The organism is Pseudomonas sp. Sample_22 (genome assembly GCF_004307635.1).
Lineage (GTDB): Bacteria > Pseudomonadota > Gammaproteobacteria > Pseudomonadales > Pseudomonadaceae > Aquipseudomonas.
Map to the genome: position 1 here is coordinate 180,545 of NZ_RCNY01000031.1, position 17,607 is coordinate 198,151.

Sequence of the window (17,607 nt, forward strand, 5' to 3'; positions counted from 1 at the left end):
TTCTTATAAAAATTGAGGCTGTTGCCAGCCTCAATTCAAGCGCATCATCAGCTGGCAAAGTAAGATCGAATCTCTTCTACTACTTGCTGCACCTGCTCACGAGTCAGAGTCGGATAACTCGGAAGGTTCATCCCACGCGAGCTAAGATCCTGCGCGACCGGAAAAGTCTCGTCCGTTTTGCAATGCGGCATGGTGTTAGCGGGAGCGAACAATGGGCGTGTCTCGATACCTTTGCTCTTCAAATGATCACGCAGCGCCTGACGCTTGCTCGCATCATCCAGCACTACCGAGCACATCCAGTAGGAGTGACGGGTTCCTGGCTGCTCTGCGTGCATCTGCAATGGAAGCCCTTCAAGTGCTTCACGGTACCAGTCCGCGACCTGCCGCTTGAGTGCAATGATCTCGTCAGCACGTTCCAATTGAGCGAGGCCAATGGCCGCGCAGATATTGGTCATCCGATAGTTGTAAGCCAACTCGTCGTGCCAGTATTCCCGGGTCTTGGAGACGCCTTGACTCTTGAGATGGCAGGCTCTTTCGTGAATGTCCTTGTTCTTGCAAACCACCATTCCACCCTCACCGGTAGTAATGGTTTTGTTGCCGAAGAAACTGAAGGTAGCGACATCGCCAAAGGTGCCAACATGCTGATCTTTGTACAGAGAGCCAAAAGCTTCTGCGCAGTCTTCGATCAGCAGCAGATTGTGCTCTTTGCAAAGCGCGACGACTTCGTCCATGTCACAGCTCAAGCCGTACAAGTGCACGACCATGACCGCTTTGGTTTTTGGCGTGATACGACTGCGAATGTCAGCAATGTCGACGTTCCAGGTATCCGCCAACGATTCGGCGTACACGACTTTCGCCCCGGTCTGCATGATGGTGTTGACCGACGCGACATAGGTCAGTGTCGGAACAATCACTTCATCGCCAGGCCCAAGCCCCAATGCTGCCATTGCCAGGTGCAGAGCTACGGTGCCATTGCTCACCGTCGTCGCGTGTTCTGCACCAATGTAACGGGCAAACTCGCTCTCGAAACGGGAGATAAAATCTCCACGAGAAGAAATCCAGGTCGAATCAAGACACTGGTTAACATATTCCTTTTCGCGGCCGCCCAGGAAGGGCTGATATACAGGAATCATCCCAGCCCCCTTTATTCCTGACCCTGGAAATATTTAAAGCCGTGTTCAGCGACCAGCTTGTCACGTTTGGCTTCACGCAGATCTTCACGCATCATTTCTTCTACCAGCTCATTGAAGGAGGTAGTTGGTTCCCAGCCCAATTTTGCCTTGGCTTTGCTTGGGTCACCCAGTAGTGTCTCAACTTCGGCAGGACGGAAATAACGTGGGTCGACGGCAACGATGCATTGGTTGGTAGCGACGTCGTAACCTTTCTCGTCTACACCCGTACCTTCCCAACGAATCTTGATGTCGATTTCTTTCGCAGCAACCTCGACAAACTCGCGAACAGAATGCTGTTCACCTGTCGCGATCACGAAGTCGTCTGGCGTTTCCTGTTGCAACATGAGCCATTGCATTTCTACGTAATCACGGGCATGACCCCAGTCACGCAGGGCGTCCATGTTACCGAGGTACAGGCAGTCTTGCAGACCGACCTTGATTCGTGCCAAAGCACGTGTGATTTTGCGAGTTACGAATGTTTCACCGCGAATTGGCGATTCGTGGTTGAAGAGAATACCGTTGCAAGCATACATACCGTAGGACTCGCGATAGTTCACGGTGATCCAGTAGGCGTACATCTTGGCGACGGCATATGGGGAGCGTGGATAGAAAGGAGTGGTTTCTTTCTGAGGAATTTCCTGCACCAGACCGTAAAGCTCTGAAGTCGATGCCTGATAGAACTTGGTTTTCTTCTCAAGGCCGGCGATACGGATTGCTTCCAGAATGCGCAGTGTACCCATGGCATCCGTGTCAGCGGTGTATTCTGGCGACTCGAAGGATACAGCAACGTGGCTCTGCGCCCCGAGGTTGTAAACTTCATCGGGTTGGACTTCCTGCACGATGCGGATCAGGCTGCTCGAATCGGTCAGGTCACCGTAGTGCAGATTCAGATCGTAGCCTTTCTTATGCGGGTCGTGGTAAAGGTGGTCAATTCGGTGAGTATTGAACAGCGAGGCACGGCGCTTGATGCCGTGTACCGAATAACCTTTTTTGAGCAGGAACTCAGCGAGGTAAGCCCCATCTTGACCAGTAATACCCGTAATCAACGCTACTTTCTTGTCGCTCATTTTTTCACCAATTTAAATTAATCAATCGAACAGTAAGTCTCTATCAGAGAGCCAACTCATTGCCGCCCTCTCACCTTCCATTCGGAAGTGAGAACCGTTTTTTTCATTCCATATATTTACTGTTCAGCAATCCCTCAATTTCTTTGACTTTTGTAGCTACCAGCGCCGGATCCCTTCTGCTCTCCACATTCAGTCTCAACAAGGGTTCGGTATTGGAACCTCGCAGATTGAAACGCCAATCAGAGAAATCCAGGCTAATTCCATCCGTTTCGTCCAGTTGAGGTGACTGAGGCAAATAATGCTTCAAGACCTCTTCCAGTGCTGCTGCCACGTTGCTCACTCGGTAGTTGATTTCGCCACTGCATGGATAGGCGGCAATGCGCTCATCAACAAGCTGGGCCAGATTTTTACCCGAGGCAGACATCAACGCAGTCACCAGCAGCCAGGGAATCATGCCGCTGTCACAATAAGCAAAATCCCGGAAATAATGGTGGGCACTCATTTCACCACCATAGATTGCATTTTCCAGGCGCATGCGCTCCTTGATAAAGGCGTGACCAGTCTTGCATTGTACTGAAACACCGCCCGCCAATCGAACCTGATCGATGGTGTTCCATGTCAGCCGCGGGTCATGAATGATCTTCGACCCCGGGTTCTTTTTCAGCAGCATTTCTGCCAGCAGCCCTACCAGGTAATAACCTTCGATGAATCGACCATTCTGGTCAAAAAAGAAGCAACGGTCGAAATCGCCATCCCAAGCCAACCCCAGATCGCAGCCGTTTTCCAGCAAGGATAGCCGTGTCAGGTCACGATTTTCCGGCAGCAACGGGTTAGGTACACCGTTCGGAAAATTGCCATCGGGTTCAGCATTGATCATCACCCATTCGAAAGGCAGCCTCGAAACCAATTGTTGCAATACCGGCCCAGCTGCGCCATTGCCCGGGTCGGCCAGTATTTTCAATGGCTTCAGATTGTCGACATTGACGTAAGAAAGCAGATGCTCGATGTAGCGAGACTTATCCAATTCGTATTGAATCTTGCCGGGAGTTGTCGCCAACGCTCCCAGATCCCCTGCTTCCACACGGTCGCGTATGGCATGGAGACCGGTATCACCACTGATCGGCCGAGATTGCGCCTTTACCAGCTTCATCCCGTTGTAGCCCTTGGGATTGTGGCTTGCAGTGATCATCACGCCGCCGTCAGCTCCAAACGCACTGGTGGCAAAGTAGACTTCCTCGGTGCCGCACAACCCTATATCGATGACATTCGCGCCTGCCTCAAGCAACCCACGAGTCATCGCCTCTGCCAGCATTGGGCTTTCGAGGCGCATATCCCGGCCCAGCACAACATTCCTGGCCTGCAATTCGGCAACCAAGGCTCGACCAATCCGGTAGGCAACTTCTTCATTGAGATCGGACGGAACCTGGCCACGAATGTCATAGGCTTTGAAACATTGGGTTTTGATAGGGGTGTTCATACCGCTCTCTTACTGAGGTATATGAAGTGATGCCGCACCGCGAGTCACACGTCTGCGACAGACGGAAGCATCAGCCTAGATAAAAAGCAAAAAAGCCCGGTCGGCGAGTACCTCACCGACCTGGCTTGAGCAAGGCACTGTTACTTGTCGGCGCGACCGTAGTTATCATCGAAGCGCACGATATCGTCCTCGCCGAGATAATCACCACTTTGCACTTCAATCAGCACCAGGTCTATGACCCCCGGGTTCATCAATCGATGCTGGTGGCCCGCACGGATAAATGTCGACTCATTGGTGTTCAACATCAGCTCCTGCTTGTCGTTGATGACCACAGCCATGCCACTGACGACGATCCAGTGTTCGCTTCGGTGATGATGCATTTGCAGGGACAGCGACGCCTTCGGCTTCACCACAATGCGCTTGATTTTGAAACGATCGCCGTTTTCAAGCGTTGTGTAAGTACCCCACGGGCGATGCACGGTGCGGTGCAGCAGGTGAACCGTATGACTGCAAGCTTTGAGCTGATTGACTATGTGTTTTACGTCTTGAGCGTGATCTTTGTGGGCAATCATCACTGCGTCAGGTGTATCAATCACTAGCAGATCTTCAACACCCACCAGTGCCGTCAGGCGGCCTTCACTGTTCACATAGTTGTTGCGCGACCCGTGAGACAGCACTTCCCCCTCAAAACGGTTGCCATTCTCATCAGGTTCAGTCAACTCACTGACGGCATTCCACGAGCCTATGTCACTCCAACCGATATCGCATGGAATGGTCGCGACCTTGGACGAACGCTCCATCAGCGCGTAGTCGATGGAAATATCCGGCACTTCGGCGAATGCTTCAGCGTTGAGCGCGAGGCAGCGATACTTGGAAGACGACGTAAGACGCGATTGCTCGATGGTCTTGATGACAGCGGCCACGACGTCCGGTGCATGCTCGCGGAGTTCTTCGAGAACTGTGCCGACCCGAAAACAGAACATACCGGAATTCCAGTAATAATTACCTGCGCTGACATAGGCTTGGGCTGTATCCAGATCAGGCTTTTCGACGAAGCGGGCTACCTTCAATCCGCCCTTCAAGGGTGCGGCTTTCTGCGCCTCTATGTAGCCGAATCCGGTTTCGGGATACGTCGGCTGAATGCCGAATGTGACCAGCCATCCTTCGGCGGCGAGCGCCATGGCGTTAGTCACGGCAGCAGCAAAAGCTTTTTCATCTTTGATCAGATGATCTGCAGCCAATACCAGCATCTGGGCATCAGGGCCGTGGGAGGCTTCCAGTTGTAGCGCGGCAGCAGCAACGGCGGCTGCTGTATTGCGGCCGAATGGTTCCAGAATGAAACCTTGCGCAAGCTTGGCTTTATTGACTGCGCCGTATTCGTCTTCGGTTTTGAACAAGAGCTCCCGGTTGGTCACCGTGAGAATCTCTACCACGCTTTCCAGGCGCGATGCGCGCAGAAAAGTTTTCTGAATGAGATTCTGGCCATCTGGCAAGTCCATGAACGGCTTGGGGTGAGCCTCTCGAGAAACAGGCCACAAACGGCTACCCACTCCACCAGACAAAATTACGGGAATCAGTTCCATGCTCTAGGTCCTTAATCCCCTCCTCTGGCAGATGCGACCAGCAAGCGGGGCTCAGTTATGTTTCCAGTCATTCCTGCATCGTAATCAATGCAAGCTATTGCTTGAAGCGATTGCAGTTGGGGCTGCTCAACGTTGATACAATCCTGTCGGGCCTCCTGATGCACTTCGCCTGCACGAACCTCCCTGGCACCGGCTCTCGGATATTCACACCGTTTCAAGCAACTCAATTGAGAATCAGCTGTGTATCCAACAGGCCTAACAATTCTGTCGACCATTCTACAGCTAGTACTGACGATTAATAACTCACGGGCCGACCGGAGACGAAAAAATCATTTGAAAACAAATAAATGGCGTTGTTATCTGCCATCAAAATAACATCAACCCTCAACACCGATGAAATATCAGCGCGGATGGGATTCCAGAAGCTTTTCCAGATACTGACCGTAACCAGTCTTGCCAAGACGCTCAGCCTGGGCCAGCAACTCGGCGGCTGAAATCCATCCTTTGTTGTAGGCAATTTCTTCAAGACACGCGACTTTCAGTCCTTGGCGCTTCTCGATTGTGTGTACGAAGTGGCTCGCCTCAAGCAAAGAATCGTGGGTTCCTGTATCCAACCAAGCAAACCCGCGCCGGAGCATCTCGACCTTGAGCGACTTTTGCTCGAGGTAGACGCGGTTGATATCAGTAATTTCCAGCTCGCCTCGCGCCGAAGGTTTGATGTTCTTCGCGATCTCGACAACCTGATTGTCATAGAAGTACAAGCCGGTCACTGCATAGTTGGACTTGGGGTGCTGCGGCTTCTCTTCAATACTCAAGACTTGACCTGTTGCATCAAACTCCACGACACCAAAGCGTTCCGGATCTGAGACGTGATAGCCAAAAATGGTCGCCCCATGTACCTGATCACCAGCCGAGCGAAGGTGCTCGGTAATTTGGCCGTAGAAGATGTTATCTCCTAGAATCAAGCAGCACGGGTCATCACCAATGAATTCTTCACCGATGATGAAAGCTTGCGCCAAGCCATCTGGGCTTGGTTGTTCGGCATAGCTGAGCTTGATACCGTAAAGGCTGCCATCGCCCAGCAACTTGCGGAAATTCGGTATGTCTTCCGGCGTGGAGATAATCAAGATTTCCCGGATGCCGGCGAGCATCAGCACAGACAGAGGATAGAAAATCATTGGTTTGTCGTAGATAGGCAACATTTGCTTAGACACACCAAGAGTCAGCGGGTGCAAACGCGTGCCCGAACCACCAGCGAGGATGATGCCTTTACGATTGATCGTGCTCATTTATTAAGAACTTCCCTAAGCATTCGATTTACACCATTTTGCCAATCCGGCAAGTGTAGAGAAAAATTCTCGCGCAGCTTCTAGTATTCAAACGCAAATTCAGAGGACGACGAGCGGGCGCAGGATAGGTAGCCGATTCTACTGGACTAATCGTTTTTACGGCGAGCTGCCGCCGCTTGCCTGAGCGAAACCGATCGCATAGCTGGCGTAACCATGCAAAAGACACCTTGCCACTTACAGCGAGGGAAGACCATCGGTGACGCGCCGATCCACGGCAATCAATTCACCAAGCGGAGGCAGCGAGCGTTGCAGCTCCCACCCCAACTGACCGTTCTTTCCAAGTAGCAGGATTTTCATGCGTTGTTTGAGCGACCTGCGTAGTTCTGATCGATCCATTGTTGGTAGCTACCACTTTTCACATGCTCAACCCACTCAGCATTTTCTAAATACCATTCGACGGTTTTGCGAATTCCGGTCTCGAAGGTTTCCTCCGGCACCCAGCCAAGCTCACGCTGGATTTTACTGGCGTCGATCGCGTAGCGCTGGTCGTGCCCCGGGCGATCCTGAACGTAGGTGATAAGGTTGGCATGTGGCCGATGTGCCGAGTCCGGACGAAGCTCGTCGAGCAGCGCACAGAGAGTACGCACCACTTCTATGTTTTGCTTTTCGTTATGGCCGCCAATGTTGTATGTCTCGCCCACTACGCCGTCGGTTACCACTTTGTAAAGGGCGCGGGCGTGATCTTCAACGTAGAGCCAGTCGCGAACCTGGTTGCCCTTACCGTAGACCGGCAATGGTTTGCCCTCTAGCGCATTGAGAATGATCAACGGGATCAGTTTCTCGGGAAAGTGGCAAGGGCCATAGTTGTTCGAGCAATTCGTTACCAGTACGGGTAGGCCGTAGGTACGGCTCCAGGCACGAACCAGATGGTCGGAACTAGCCTTGCTGGCTGAATATGGCGAACTCGGCTGATAGGGGGTGTTTTCGGTAAAGAGATCTTCTGGGCCATCAAGGTCACCATAGACTTCATCTGTCGAAATATGGTGAAAGCGAAAGTTGGCCTTGCGTACATCATCCAACCCAGTCCAATAACGGCGCGCCGCTTCGAGCAACGTATAAGTACCGATAATATTGGTCTGGATGAATTCAGATGGGCCAGAGATCGAGCGATCAACATGCGACTCAGCAGCCAGATGCATGATCGCGTCCGGCTGATGCTCGTGCAGGATTCGATTAATCTGATCCCGATCGCAGATGTCGACATGCTCAAAGGCGTAACGCGGGCTCTGACCAACTTGAGACAGTGACTCAAGGTTGCCAGCATAAGTCAGCTTATCGACGTTAACGACAGAGTCATTGGTGCTGGAAATGATATGACGAATGACCGCCGAGCCAATAAACCCGGCGCCACCGGTAACAAGAATTTTCACGCGAAACCATACCCTTGAGTTGCAGACAGCCGTCAAGTCGCGCACTGCCTGATCCATGAATGCAATACCCATCAAACCAGCCGAGACCTCTGACGAAAAAGCCTTAACTGTTATGGGAATATGCCACTATCGGAGAAGCGCAACATTTTACAGCTTAATGACGGTTTTACTATTGGATATGGACAAGCAGTAATTGACGTTTAATTGTCACTTGCAGTGCCGCAATCAAACGAGCCGTCTGCGCGACGCTCTGGAGACACGACCCAAAATCCAGCTAATGACCGGCCCAATCACCATGCCGATCAGCAGCGCCAACACTATGACCAACGAAACGGGTAACTGCGGCCCCGCCCAACCCAGGAACAGCAAGGTGACCGACTGCTGATTCTCAAGCACGAACACCAGAATCACCAAAACCAACAGCAGGATAAACACCGCGAGCAACACACGCTTGAGGTTACGCATCAGCAGCTCCTTGAATCACAGAGACTGTCAAAGGCCTTCTTCCTCTTCCTCATTCACGCGATCTCGCAGCTCCTTCCCCGGCTTAAAATGCGGAACAAACTTGCCATCCAGGCTAACCGACTGACCAGTCTTCGGATTGCGCCCTACCCGCGGCGCGCGGTAGTGCAAGGAGAAGCTGCCGAACCCGCGGATCTCGATCCGATCACCGGTGGCCAGGCATTGGGACATTTGTTCGAGCATGGTCTTGATGGCCAGCTCGACATCCTTGGATGAGAGCAGCCCTTGATGGGTGACAATTCGTTCGATCAACTCCGACTTCGTCATATTTTTCCCTTCTTTTTCAAGCAGCTAGGAAAATCGCTCCAAAGGTTTTAGCACGCCCGCATGAATTTGAACAGCCCGAGTTTTGACATATCTTCCAGGACAAGAAGGTGGCGGTTCTAAGTGTCACTACGCCGATCCTGATTGGCGACGTTACCTGCAGATGACCAGCATGGTTCGTGTCAGGTAGCCTGCCGGATTGAAGCCGAACGGGAATTCATCTTCTTCCTTTGCATCGTCTGATCGGGTGACGACTTTATAGCCGGCGCCCTTGCACTCCTTTGCTGCGCGCTTTTGGCATTTCTCCCAGCCCGAGCCCAACCCCGAACAATCAACCTCAATGCCGCTAACACCTCGTACCGCATGGGTCTTGGCATTAGTGGTACAGCCCGCCAGTGTCAGTAAAGCTATTGCGACGATGAGCTTGTTCATTCACTTCCTTATGCCAGGCATGCTGCCCTGGCTTGGTTCGCTTGAGCGTAAGACTAGCTGCAAATAAGCGGTTGATCCTGTTAAAGAAAGAGACAGTTGAACGGAGGTGTTGGTTTCGTGGGTTTGCTGATCGTGTGGACGACCCGGACAGTTCGCAGCCTTCGGCAGCACCTACGGGGGGAAGCTACAAATTGCAGGCGAAAAAAAAGGGCGACCGAAGTCGCCCTTTTTACAGAAAGTCAGAACTTAGTTCTGTTTTTCCATTTGTGCACGCAACAGGTCGCCCAGAGTGGTAGGACCAGCAGCGATGTCAGCAGCAGGCTTGTCTTTCAAGCTCTGGATTGCTTCTTTCTCTTCAGCATCGTCTTTCGACTTGATCGAGAGCTGGATTACGCGGCTCTTGCGATCAACGCTGATGATCTTGGCTTCTACTTCCTGGCCTTCTTTCAGAACGTTGCGCGCGTCTTCAACGCGGTCACGGCTGATTTCGGAGGCTTTCAGAGTCGCTTCGATATCGTCGGCCAGGGTGATGATGGCGCCTTTAGCGTCAACTTCTTTCACGATGCCCTTAACGATTGCGCCTTTGTCGTTCTCTTGAACGTACTCGGAGAACGGATCGCTTTCCAGTTGCTTGATGCCCAGGGAGATGCGCTCACGCTCTGGGTCAACCGACAGGATAACGGTGTCCAGCTCGTCGCCCTTCTTGAAACGGCGTACGGCTTCTTCGCCCACTTCGTTCCAGGAGATGTCGGACAGGTGAACCAGACCGTCGATGCCGCCGTCCAGACCAATGAAGATACCGAAATCGGTGATCGACTTGATGGTGCCGGAGATTTTATCGCCCTTGTTGAACTGGCCAGAGAAATCTTCCCATGGGTTAGATTTGCACTGCTTGATGCCCAGGGAGATACGACGACGCTCTTCGTCGATGTCCAGAACCATGACTTCCACTTCGTCGCCGACTTGTACGACTTTCGAAGGGTGGATGTTCTTGTTGGTCCAGTCCATTTCGGAAACGTGTACCAGACCTTCAACGCCTTCTTCCAGCTCAGCGAAGCAGCCGTAGTCGGTCAGGTTGGTTACACGAGCGGTAACGCGAGTGCTTTCTGGGTAACGGGCTTTGATAGCAACCCATGGATCTTCGCCCAGTTGCTTCAGGCCCAGGGAAACACGATTGCGCTCGCGATCGTACTTCAGAACCTTGACATCGATCTCGTCGCCAACGTTGACGATTTCGGAAGGATGCTTGATGCGCTTCCAAGCCATGTCGGTAATGTGCAGCAGGCCATCGACGCCACCCAGATCGACGAATGCGCCGTAATCGGTGAGGTTCTTGACGATACCTTTGACTTGTTGGCCTTCCTGCAGGGATTCCAGCAGAGCTTCGCGCTCGGCGGAGTTCTCGGCTTCCAGGACGCTGCGACGGGAAACGACAACGTTGTTGCGCTTCTGGTCCAGCTTGATGACCTTGAATTCCAGCTCTTTGCCTTCCAGGTGCGTGGTGTCGCGCACTGGACGGACGTCAACCAGAGAACCTGGCAGGAACGCACGGATGCCGTTAACGTCGACAGTGAAGCCGCCTTTAACCTTACCGTTGATAACGCCCTTGACCACTTCTTCGGCTGCGAAGGCAGCTTCCAGAACAATCCAGCATTCAGCGCGCTTGGCTTTTTCACGGGACAGCTTGGTTTCACCAAAGCCGTCTTCAACCGAGTCCAGCGCAACGTGAACTTCGTCACCGACGTTGATAGTCAGGTCGCCAGCGTCGTTGTAGAACTGCTCAAGCGGGATGAGTGCTTCAGACTTCAGGCCAGCGTGAACGGTTACCCAGCGAGCTTGGTAATCGATATCAACGATAACACCGGTGATGATGGAGCCTGCCTGAAGGTTCAGGGTTTTTAGGCTTTCTTCAAAGAGTTCCGCAAAGCTTTCGCTCATTTTAATTCCTGTTGATGAGGGCGAAGAATACGCCCATCTCCACACCCCAGACGGTGTGGGTTAGTTTCATTTAGAAGAAGCGCCCCAGGACTATGACTGGTCCCCTGCGGCCTTCTTGGTCACCCGGCAATATCGCGAATGGCGATCTCGCTCATGATGCGTTCCAGCACCTGATCGATGGACAATTCCGTGGAATCCAGCTGTATGGCGTCAGCCGCCGGCTTGAGCGGGGCTACCGCTCGCTGGGTGTCACGCTCATCGCGTGCACGTATCTCATCTAGCAGACTCGACAGACTAACACCATCGACTTTGCCCTTCAACTGCAAGTATCGACGGCGCGCACGCTCCTCGGCACTGGCGGTCAGGAAAATCTTCAGCGGCGCGTCCGGAAAAACCACCGTTCCCATGTCCCGGCCATCGGCCACCAGGCCCGGCGCTTCCTGGAATGCACGCTGGCGCTGCAGCAGCGCCTCGCGTACGGCGGGCAATGCAGCCACTTGAGAGGCACCGGAGCCGACGCTTTCCGTGCGGATCACATCGCTGACTTCGTCGCCTTCCAGGATGATGCGTTGCAGCTGACCTTCGGTCGCCGCGATGAACTGCACATCCAGATGAGCGGCAAGTTTTTTCAGCAATTCTTCGTTGGTCAGATCAACGCCGTGGTTATGCGCGGCGAATGCCAGCAGCCGATAAAGTGCACCGGAATCCAGCAGGTTCCAGCCCAGACGCTTGGCCAGGATCCCGGCGACCGTACCTTTGCCGGAGCCGCTTGGCCCATCGATGGTGATGACCGGTGCAATTTTGATCACGACTGAGCCTCTTGGGCAACGCGGATACCGACCTGTGCGCACAACGCCAGGAAGTTCGGGAACGACGTCGCGACGTTGGCGCAATCATGGATGCGGATCGGTGCAGTAGCGCGCAGCGATGCAACGCTGAATGCCATGGCGATCCGGTGATCGCCGTGACCATGCACTTCGCCGCCGCCGATCGAGCCGCCATCGATAATGATGCCGTCCGGGGTTGGCTCACACTTGACGCCCAGCGCCAGCAGGCCATCGGCCATGACCTGGATACGGTCCGACTCCTTGACCCGCAGCTCTTCGGCGCCGGTCAACACAGTACGGCCTTCGGCACAGGCCGCTGCCACGAACAGGACCGGGAATTCGTCGATAGCCAACGGAACCAACTCTTCAGGAATCTCGATACCCTTGAGTTTAGCCGCCCGTACGCGCAAGTCCGCTACCGGCTCGCCGCCCACTTCACGCTGGTTTTCCAGGGTGATGTTGGCGCCCATCAGGCGCAGGATGTCGATCACACCGGTACGGGTCGGGTTGATGCCGACGTGCTCAAGTACCAGCTCCGAGCCTTCAGCGATCGAAGCAGCCACCAGGAAGAACGCTGACGACGAGATGTCGCCCGGTACTTCAATGTGGGTCGCGGTCAGCTTGCTGCCGGATTCGACGGAGGCGGTCGCGCCATTGACGGTGACCGGGTAGCCGAAGCCGCGCAACATGCGTTCGGTGTGATCGCGGGTCGGTGCCGGTTCGGTGACGGTGGTCTTGCCTTCGGCATACAGGCCCGCCAGCAGCAGGCAGGATTTCACCTGGGCACTGGCCATTGGCATGGTGTACGTCAGGCCCTTGAGCTTGTTGCCACCACGGATGACCATCGGCGGACGGCCTTCAGCGGCGGTTTCGATCACCGCGCCCATTTCGCGCAGCGGATTGGCCACGCGATTCATCGGGCGCTTGGACAGCGAAGCATCGCCGGTCAGGGTGCTGTCGAAATCCTGCGCGGCCAGCAGGCCGGACAGCAGGCGCATCGAAGTACCGGAGTTGCCCAGGTAGATCGGGCCAGGCGCGGGTTTCAGGCCATGCAGGCCGACGCCGTGAATGGTCACGCGACCGTGGTGCGGGCCTTCGATGACCACACCCATGTCACGGAACGCCTGCAAGGTCGCCAGGGCGTCTTCGCCCTCGAGGAAGCCTTCGACTTCGGTGACGCCTTCGGCCAGGGAGCCGAGCATGATCGAACGGTGGGAAATCGATTTATCACCTGGTACGCGAATCCGACCGGACAGGCGGCCACCAGGTTGAGCCAGGAAAATCAGATCGTTGGAATTCATAGCGTCCACATAGGCCCGACGGGCCAGGATTTTACTGAAATGCTCGCGGGCAACCCGGGCGCGAGTGAAAACGCCCAACAATTGGTGCCCATCCCCTGCATCGACCGCGTCGCGCAAGGCGTCGAGGTCGCTGCGAAATGTATCGAGTGTGCGCAGGACAGCTTCGCGGTTGGCGAGGAAGATGTCGTGCCACATGACCGGGTCGCTTCCGGCGATTCTCGTGAAATCGCGGAAACCGCCCGCAGCGTAACGGAAGATCTCAAGATTTTCATTGCGCTTGGCCAACGAATCGACCAAACCGAAGGCCAGCAGGTGCGGCAGGTGACTGGTCGCCGCCAGGACTTCGTCGTGGCGCTCGACCTGCATGTGCTCGACATCCGCGCCCAATTCGCGCCACAAGCGATCGACCACGGCCAAAGCTTGCGGATCGGTCTGCTCCAGCGGCGTCAGGATCACCTTGTGACGACGGAACAACTCAGCATTGGAGGCTTCCACCCCGCTCTGCTCGGAGCCGGCGATCGGATGTCCTGGCACGAAGCGCGACGGCATGCCGCCGAACGCTTCTGTGGCGGCACGTACGACGTTGCCCTTGGCGCTGCCGACATCGGTCAGAACCGCTTGCCCCAAGTCCATGCTGGCCAAACGGCCAAGCATTTTCTCCATGGCGAGGATCGGGATGGCGAGCTGGATCACGTCGGCACCTTGGCAAGCAACGGCCAGGTCTTCTTCGCAGCGATCCACCACACCCAGTTCAACCGCCAGCTTGCGCGACTGCGGATCGAGATCGACCCCGACCACTTCGCGGCACACGCCACTTTCGCGCAAACCCTTGGCAAATGAACCGCCGATCAACCCCAGACCGACCACCACCAGGCGCCCGATCATAGGTTCAGCAGATTGCAGTGCAGTGACATCAACCACGAGCCAGAACCTTGGTCAGCGCCTCAAGGAAGCGGCTGTTTTCTGCCGGCAGACCGATGGTCACGCGCAAGTGGTTCGGCATGCCGTAGTTGGCCACCGGACGCACGATCACGCCTTCGCGTAGCAAGCCCTGGAACACCGGGGCCGCGACTTGACCGAGATCGACGCAAATGAAGTTGCCTTTGGAAGGAATCCAGCTCAGCCCCAGCTCCCGGAAACCCGATTCCAGTTGCTGCATGCCGGCTTCGTTCAGGCGGCGGCTTTCAGCCAGGTAGTCCTGGTCTTTCAACGCCGCGCAAGCCGCGGCCAGAGCCAGGCTGTTGACGTTGAATGGCTGGCGCACACGATTCAGCACATCGGCCACCACGGCGCTGGACAAGCCATAACCGACGCGCAGCGATGCAAGGCCGTAGGCCTTGGAGAACGTACGCGAGACCAACAGGTTCGGATAAGCCGCGAGGAAATCCAGACCGTCCGGCAGGTCGCTGCCCTCGGCGTATTCGATGTAAGCCTCGTCCAGCACGACTAATACGTGCTCCGGAACATCCTGCAGGAATTCGTCCAGCGCCTCGGCGTCGAACCAGGTGCCGGTCGGGTTGTTCGGGTTGGCGATGAACACCACGCGGGTGTTGGCATCGATGGCCGCCAGCATGGCCGGCAGGTCATGCCCCCATTCCTTGGCCGGAACGACCTTGGCCTGGGCACCCACCGCCTGAGTGGCAATCGGGTAGACCGCAAACGCGTGCTCGCTGAACACGGCGTTGAGGCCCGGCGCCAGGTAGGCGCGCGCCACCAGCTCAAGAATGTCGTTGGAACCGTTGCCCAGCGTCACCTGATTCAGCTCGACGCGGCATTGCTCGGCCAGCAGGGACTTGAGCGCAAAACCGTTGCCGTCCGGATAGCGGGTCAGCTCGGCCAGCGCATCACGGATGGCTGCCAACGCCTTGGGGCTCGCGCCCAGGGGGTTTTCATTGCTCGCCAGTTTGACGATGCTGGCCGGATCGAGGTCCAGCTCGCGCGCCAGTTCGTCCACGGGTTTGCCCGGAACATAAGGCGAAAGTTGTTGCACGCCCGGCTGTGCCAGAGCGAGGAAATTGCCACTCATTGCTACCGCCCCTTAGAGAACTGCTTTCGGGTAGGAACCCAGCACTTTGAGTGCCACTGCTTCCTGACTGATCTTTTCCAGCACACCTTTTACCAGCGGATCGCGGTGGTGGCCGACAAAGTCGATGAAGAACACGTAGGTCCATTTACCGCTGCGCGACGGACGGGTCTCGATGCGCGTCAGATCGATGCCGTTATCGTGGAACGGCACCAGCAATTCATGCAGCGCGCCCGGCTTGTTGCTCATGGACACGATGATCGAGGTTTTGTCGTCGCCGGTCGGCGGCACTTCCTGATTACCGATCATGAGGAAGCGCGTGGAGTTGTCCGGACGGTCCTCGATCTTCTCGGCCAAACGGGTCAGCCCGTAGAGACCGGCCGCCATGTCGCCGGCAATCGCCGCCGAGTTCCACTCGCCCTTGACCCGCTTGGCCGCTTCGGCGTTGCTGGACACCGCCACGCGCTCGACATTCGGGTAATGGGCGTCCAGCCACTTGCGGCACTGGGCCAGGGACTGGGCGTGGGAGTAGATACGGCTGATGCTGTCGGTCTTGGTGTTTTCACCGACCAACAGGTGATGGTGAATGCGCAGCTCGACTTCACCGCAGATCACCATGTCGTGTTCGAGGAAGCTGTCGAGGGTGTGGTTGACCGCACCTTCGGTGGAGTTTTCCACCGGGACCACGCCAAAGTTCACCGCACCGGCCGCCACTTCACGGAACACTTCGTCGATCGCCGCCATCGGCTTGCTGATCACCGCATGCCCGAAGTGCTTCATCGCTGCCGCTTGGGTGAAGGTGCCTTCAGGGCCGAGGTAAGCCACTTTCAGTGGCTGCTCCAGCGCCAGGCACGACGACATGATTTCGCGGAACAGACGCGCCATCTCTTCGTTGCCCAGCGGCCCCTGGTTGCGTTCCATGACACGCTTGAGCACCTGAGCTTCGCGCTCGGGACGATAGAACACCGGCACTTCGCCTTCGGCCAGCGAGGCCATCTTTACTCGCGCGACTTCCTGGGCGCAGCGCGCGCGCTCACTGATCAGCTCCAGGACTTTTTCGTCCAGAGCATCAATGCGCAGGCGCAGTGCCTTGAGTTCTTGCTCAGACATCAGCCGTGTTCCTTCTCGAACTCTGCCATGTACGAAACCAGCGCGTTGATCGCGTTGATGTCGACGGCGTTATAGATGGAGGCACGCATGCCGCCCACGGAACGGTGCCCTTTGAGGTTCAGCAGGCCGCGTTCGTCGGCGCCGGCCAGGAACGGCTTGTCCAGGCGATCGTCAGCCAGGCGGAACGGCACGTTCATCCACGAGCGGTCCGAGTGATTGATCGGGTTGCTGTACAGACCGCTGGCATCAATGAAGTCGTAGAGCGTGCGCTTTTTCACTTCATTGAGCTTGCCGATGGCTTCGACACCGCCCTGCTCTTTCAGCCACTCGAACACCAGGCCGGACAAGTACCAGGCCAGGGTTGGCGGCGTGTTGTACATCGAGCCGTTATCGGCCGCGACCTTGTAGTTGAGCATGGTCGGGCACAGCGAACGGGCGTGACCCAGCAGGTCTTCGCGCACGATGTTGACGACGATGCCGCTCGGGCCGATGTTTTTCTGCGCGCCGGCGTAGATCATGCCGAAACGGGAAACATCCACCGGGCGAGACAGGATGTCCGAGGACATGTCGGCCACCAGCGGAACATCACCGGTTTCCGGAATCCACTGGAATTCCAGGCCGCCGATGGTTTCGTTCGGCGCGTAGTGAACATAGGCCGCGTCTTTCGACAGCTTCCATTCGTTCTGGCCGGGGATGGCGAAGTAATCGTAAGGCTTGGCGGTTGCGGCGACGTTGACGTGACCATAACGCGACGCTTCTTCGATGGCTTTCTGCGACCAGATACCGGTGTCGATATAGTCGGCAGAGCCGTTTTCCGGCAACAGGTTCAGCGGAATCTGCGCAAATTGCTGGCTGGCGCCGCCTTGCAGGAACAGCACTTTATAGTTCGAGGGGATATTCAGCAGATCACGCAGATCCTGCTCTGCCTTGGTGGCAATGGACACGAACTCATCGCTGCGATGGCTCATTTCCATGACCGACAGGCCCTTGCCGTGCCAATCGAGAAGTTCACCCTGGGCGCGCTTCAGGACAGCTTCGGGAAGCGCCGCAGGACCGGCACAGAAGTTATAGGCTCTCTTGCTCACATCCAATCTCGCTCTGATCTGGTGGTCACTTGAATCTTTTGGTCTGCGAATGATCGTTCCCACGCTCTGCGCGGGAATGCCGCTGGG

15 protein-coding genes and 2 pseudogenes are annotated in these 17,607 nt (G+C 55.7%); all 17 read right to left on the minus strand.

Annotated elements, in window-relative coordinates; translation table 11 throughout:
* Positions 1-47: 47 nt before the first annotated feature.
* The 17 genes and pseudogenes from D8U73_RS07865 to serC all read right to left on the minus strand — a co-directional run bounded on the left by D8U73_RS07865 (position 48) and on the right by serC (position 17,520).
* The gene (locus D8U73_RS07865; protein WP_130904136.1) at positions 48-1,133 is read right to left on the minus strand and encodes a DegT/DnrJ/EryC1/StrS aminotransferase family protein; all 1,086 of its coding nucleotides are present in this window, start codon (positions 1,131-1,133) and stop codon (positions 48-50) included.
* An 11-nt stretch (positions 1,134-1,144) separates the two neighbouring features.
* The gene (gene gmd / locus D8U73_RS07870) at positions 1,145-2,239 is read right to left on the minus strand and encodes a GDP-mannose 4,6-dehydratase (RefSeq protein ID WP_130904137.1); all 1,095 of its coding nucleotides are present in this window, start codon (positions 2,237-2,239) and stop codon (positions 1,145-1,147) included.
* A 103-nt stretch (positions 2,240-2,342) separates the two neighbouring features.
* Entirely contained in the window at positions 2,343-3,716 is a 1,374-nt protein-coding gene (locus tag D8U73_RS07875; RefSeq protein ID WP_130904138.1) for a phosphomannomutase, read from the minus strand.
* A gap of 140 nt (positions 3,717-3,856) precedes the next feature.
* Positions 3,857-5,299 carry a mannose-1-phosphate guanylyltransferase/mannose-6-phosphate isomerase gene (locus tag D8U73_RS07880; RefSeq protein ID WP_130904139.1) on the minus strand — a complete coding sequence of 481 codons (1,443 nt, stop codon included), beginning with the start codon at positions 5,297-5,299 and terminating at the stop codon, positions 3,857-3,859.
* A 401-nt stretch (positions 5,300-5,700) separates the two neighbouring features.
* Positions 5,701-6,588 (minus strand): glucose-1-phosphate thymidylyltransferase RfbA, encoded by an 888-nt coding sequence (gene rfbA / locus D8U73_RS07885; RefSeq protein ID WP_130904140.1) that lies wholly within the window; start codon positions 6,586-6,588, stop codon positions 5,701-5,703.
* Positions 6,585-6,804, minus strand: a pseudogene (locus D8U73_RS29435) (sugar nucleotide-binding protein); the annotation flags it as partial. The pseudogene D8U73_RS29435 and the gene rfbA, both read right to left, overlap by 4 nt.
* A 30-nt stretch (positions 6,805-6,834) precedes the next feature.
* A pseudogene (locus tag D8U73_RS07895) lies at positions 6,835-6,945 on the minus strand (sugar nucleotide-binding protein); the annotation flags it as partial.
* A complete protein-coding gene (gene rfbB, locus D8U73_RS07900) occupies positions 6,942-8,018 on the minus strand; it encodes a dTDP-glucose 4,6-dehydratase (RefSeq protein WP_177434370.1) in 1,077 nt (358 codons plus the stop codon). The gene rfbB and the pseudogene D8U73_RS07895, both read right to left, overlap by 4 nt.
* Before the next feature lie 225 nt (positions 8,019-8,243).
* A complete protein-coding gene (locus D8U73_RS07905) occupies positions 8,244-8,483 on the minus strand; it encodes a LapA family protein (RefSeq protein ID WP_130904141.1) in 240 nt (79 codons plus the stop codon).
* A gap of 27 nt (positions 8,484-8,510) precedes the next feature.
* Complete coding sequence (gene ihfB / locus D8U73_RS07910) at positions 8,511-8,807, minus strand: integration host factor subunit beta (RefSeq protein WP_007899751.1); 297 nt, start codon at positions 8,805-8,807, stop codon at positions 8,511-8,513.
* Between the two features lie 150 nt (positions 8,808-8,957).
* Complete coding sequence (locus tag D8U73_RS07915; protein WP_056856453.1) at positions 8,958-9,236, minus strand: hypothetical protein; 279 nt, start codon at positions 9,234-9,236, stop codon at positions 8,958-8,960.
* Positions 9,237-9,482: 246 nt separating this feature from the next.
* Positions 9,483-11,174: a 30S ribosomal protein S1 gene (gene rpsA, locus D8U73_RS07920; protein ID WP_034151020.1), complete on the minus strand. Its 1,692-nt coding sequence runs from the start codon at positions 11,172-11,174 to the stop codon at positions 9,483-9,485.
* Between the two features lie 119 nt (positions 11,175-11,293).
* Positions 11,294-11,983, minus strand: a complete 690-nt coding sequence (gene cmk, locus D8U73_RS07925) for a (d)CMP kinase (RefSeq protein ID WP_056856455.1) — start codon at positions 11,981-11,983, stop codon at positions 11,294-11,296.
* Positions 11,980-14,187: a bifunctional prephenate dehydrogenase/3-phosphoshikimate 1-carboxyvinyltransferase gene (locus D8U73_RS07930; RefSeq protein WP_241668504.1), complete on the minus strand. Its 2,208-nt coding sequence runs from the start codon at positions 14,185-14,187 to the stop codon at positions 11,980-11,982. Before D8U73_RS07930 ends, cmk begins: the two co-directional genes overlap by 4 nt.
* 28 nt (positions 14,188-14,215) lie before the next feature.
* Entirely contained in the window at positions 14,216-15,328 is a 1,113-nt protein-coding gene (gene hisC, locus D8U73_RS07935; protein ID WP_130904143.1) for a histidinol-phosphate transaminase, read from the minus strand.
* 12 nt (positions 15,329-15,340) lie between these two features.
* A complete protein-coding gene (pheA, locus tag D8U73_RS07940) occupies positions 15,341-16,435 on the minus strand; it encodes a prephenate dehydratase (RefSeq protein WP_007939916.1) in 1,095 nt (364 codons plus the stop codon).
* Positions 16,435-17,520: a 3-phosphoserine/phosphohydroxythreonine transaminase gene (serC, locus tag D8U73_RS07945; protein WP_056856457.1), complete on the minus strand. Its 1,086-nt coding sequence runs from the start codon at positions 17,518-17,520 to the stop codon at positions 16,435-16,437. Before serC ends, pheA begins: the two co-directional genes overlap by 1 nt.
* Positions 17,521-17,607: the final 87 nt, after the last annotated feature.